This is a genomic window from Mycolicibacterium vinylchloridicum (genome assembly GCF_013404075.1).
Lineage (GTDB): Bacteria > Actinomycetota > Actinomycetes > Mycobacteriales > Mycobacteriaceae > Mycobacterium > Mycobacterium vinylchloridicum.
In genome coordinates this window covers 1-2,627 of sequence record NZ_JACBJQ010000146.1, presented here as the reverse complement: position 1 = coordinate 2,627, position 2,627 = coordinate 1, and the positions used below count along the sequence as shown (strand labels likewise).

Genomic DNA, 2,627 nt, shown 5'->3' with positions numbered 1-2,627 from the left:
AGCTGGCCATCGGTTTGCGCTGGCCTTCGACCTCGACCAGGCACTGCCGGCACGCCCCGACCGGATCGAGCAGCGGATGATCGCAGAACCGCGGGATCTGCACACCCATCAACTCCGCGGCGCGAATCACCAACGTGCCCTTGGGCACCTGTACGTCGGTACCGTCGATCGCGAGGGTCACGTACTCTCCGCGAGCAGACGCAAACCCCCCCATTTTCGCCTCATTTTGGGGGGTTTCACGTCTGCTCGCGGAGGAAAACGTCACGCGCCCACCTCCTCTGCCGAGAGCATGGCGGCCCGTGGGTCGAACGGGCAGCCGCCGCTGAGATGGTCCTCGTACTCGGTGCGGAAGTACTTGATCGACGAGATGACCGGCGAAGCAGCTCCATCCCCCAAGGCGCAGAACGACTTTCCGTTCAGGGTGTCGGCGATGTCGAGGAGATTGTGCAAATCCGCATAAGTGGCCCAGCCGTTCTCGAGGTCGGCATAGATCTGGCTGAGCCAGTAGGTTCCTTCGCGGCACGGGGTGCATTTGCCGCACGATTCGTGGGCATAGAACTGGGTCCAGCGCCGCACCGCCCGCACCACACAGGTGGTTTCGTCGAAGATCTGCAGCGCCTTGGTGCCCAGCATCGACCCGACCGAGGCCATGCCTTCGTAATCCAGTGGCACGTCAAGGTGTTCGGCGGTCAGCAGCGGCGTTGACGACCCGCCGGGGGTCCAGAACTTCAGCTCGTGCCCGGCCCGCACCCCGCCGGCGTAGTCGAGCAACTCACGCAACGTGATGCCCAGCGGGGCCTCGTACTGCCCGGGTTTCGCCACATGTCCTGACAACGAGTAGATGGTGCAACCAGGTGACTTCTCGGTGCCCATCGAGGCGAACCAGCCGACGCCGTTCAGCAGGATCGGCGGGACGCTGGCGATCGATTCGACGTTGTTGACCACGGTCGGGCAGGCATACAGCCCGGCTTCGGCGGGAAACGGTGGGCGTAACCGGGGTTGGCCGCGTCGGCCTTCCAGCGAGTCGAGCAGTGCGGTTTCTTCGCCGCAGATATAGGCCCCGGCGCCGGCGTGCACAATGAGTTCCAGGTCGAATCCCGAGCCCTGGATATTTGTGCCGAGATAGCCGGCCGCATACGCCTCGGCCACGGCGGCCTGCAGGCGCCGCAACACCGGCACCACCTCACCGCGCACATAGATGAAGGCGTGCCGGGCCCGGATCGCGTACGCCGCGATGATCGCACCCTCCACCAGAGAGTGCGGCCTCGCGTACATCAGTGGAACGTCCTTGCACGTACCGGGTTCCGACTCGTCGGCATTCACCACCAGATAGTGCGGCTTGGCATCGTCCTGCGGAATGAACGACCACTTGACACCCGTCGGGAAACCCGCACCGCCCCGCCCGCGAAGCCCGGACTCCTTCACCGTGTCGATGACCTCGACGGGCGTCATAGTCAGTGCCTTGCCGAGGGCCTGATAGCCGTCATGGCGCAAGTAGTTGGTCAGGGTCCACGACTGCGGGTCGTTCCAGTGACGAGTCAGCACACGATCAAACGCCATCTCAGACCTCTTCCTCGTGAGTGGGAGCGAGTCCGGCCAGGGTGCGTGCGGTGTCGCGGAAGGGGCAGAGTTGGGTGCCGCGGGTGGGGTGTGGGGGTTGGCCGGTGCGGATCTGGTCGATGAGTTGGCGTGCGGTGGCTGGTGTTTGGTTGTCGAAGAATTCCCAGTTGATCATGATGACGGGGGCGTAGTCGCAGGCGGCGTTGCATTCGATGTGCTCTAAGGTGATGGCGCCGTCGGTGGTGGTGTCTCCGGCGTGGATACCGAGTTCACGTTCGAGGGTGTCGAGGATGGCGTCGCCGCCCATGATGGCGCACAGGGTGTTGGTGCAGACCCCGACCAGATAGTCACCGGTGGGGGTGCGCCGGTACATGGAGTAGAAGGTGGCCACCGCAGCGACCTCGGCGTCGGTCAGATCGAGTTGGGCGGCGCAGAAGCCGATCCCGGCGGTGGTGACATAGCCATCCTCGGATTGCACCAGGTGCAGCAGCGGCAGCAGCGCCGAACGGGGCTGGGGGTAGCGGGCGATGATGGTGGCCGCGTCCACCGTTAGCCGCTGTTCGACGTCGGCGGTGTAGTGGGTGGGTCCGCTGATGGGTGGGCCGGGCTCCTCAGGGCGCGGCCCCAACACCAGATCGATGCTCATCTGTCGACACCTCCCATGACCGGATCAATGGAGGCGACCGCGGCGATGACGTCGGCGACCATGCCGCCCTCGCTCATCGCGGCGACGGCCTGCAGATTGGTGAAGGACGGGTCGCGGTAGTGCACCCGGTAGGGGCGGGTGCCGCCATCAGAGACCATGTGCACCCCCAACTCGCCGCGCGGGGACTCCACCGCCACATACACCTGCCCGGCGGGCACCCGGATGCCTTCGGTGACCAGTTTGAAGTGGTGGATCAGCCCTTCCATCGAGGTGCCCATGATCTTGGCGATATGAGCGGGGCTGTTACCCAGGCCGTCGGGGCCCACCTGCAGGTCGGCGGGCCAGGCCAGTTTCTTGTCGGCGATCATCACCGGGCCCGGCTCCAAGCGGTCCAAACACTGCGCGACGATGCGCAGGGACT

At 65.3% G+C, this 2,627-nt stretch carries 3 protein-coding genes and 1 pseudogene; all 4 read right to left on the bottom strand.

Going from position 1 to position 2,627, the window contains the following annotated elements:
• On the bottom strand, positions 1 to 214 hold a 214-nt coding region (locus tag HPC46_RS34110), incomplete at its 3' end, for a 2Fe-2S iron-sulfur cluster-binding protein (RefSeq protein WP_179476398.1).
• 47 nt (positions 215 to 261) lie between these two features.
• Positions 262 to 1,560 carry an NADH-quinone oxidoreductase subunit NuoF gene (gene nuoF, locus HPC46_RS34105; protein ID WP_179476397.1) on the bottom strand — a complete coding sequence of 433 codons (1,299 nt, stop codon included), beginning with the start codon at positions 1,558 to 1,560 and terminating at the stop codon, positions 262 to 264.
• A 28-nt stretch (positions 1,561 to 1,588) separates the two neighbouring features.
• A pseudogene (gene nuoE / locus HPC46_RS34100) lies at positions 1,589 to 2,206 on the bottom strand (NADH-quinone oxidoreductase subunit NuoE); the annotation flags it as partial.
• Positions 2,203 to 2,627 (bottom strand): NADH-quinone oxidoreductase subunit D-related protein (locus HPC46_RS34095; RefSeq protein WP_456320171.1); only part of this gene is annotated, 425 nt, incomplete at its 5' end. The gene HPC46_RS34095 and the pseudogene nuoE, both read right to left, overlap by 4 nt.

What these genes read in the sequence shown, in the direction of transcription:
- nuoF (WP_179476397.1), bottom strand. Translation starts at nt 1,560, where the DNA reads ATGGCGTTTGATCGTGTGCTGACTCGTCACTGGAACGACCCGCAGTCG.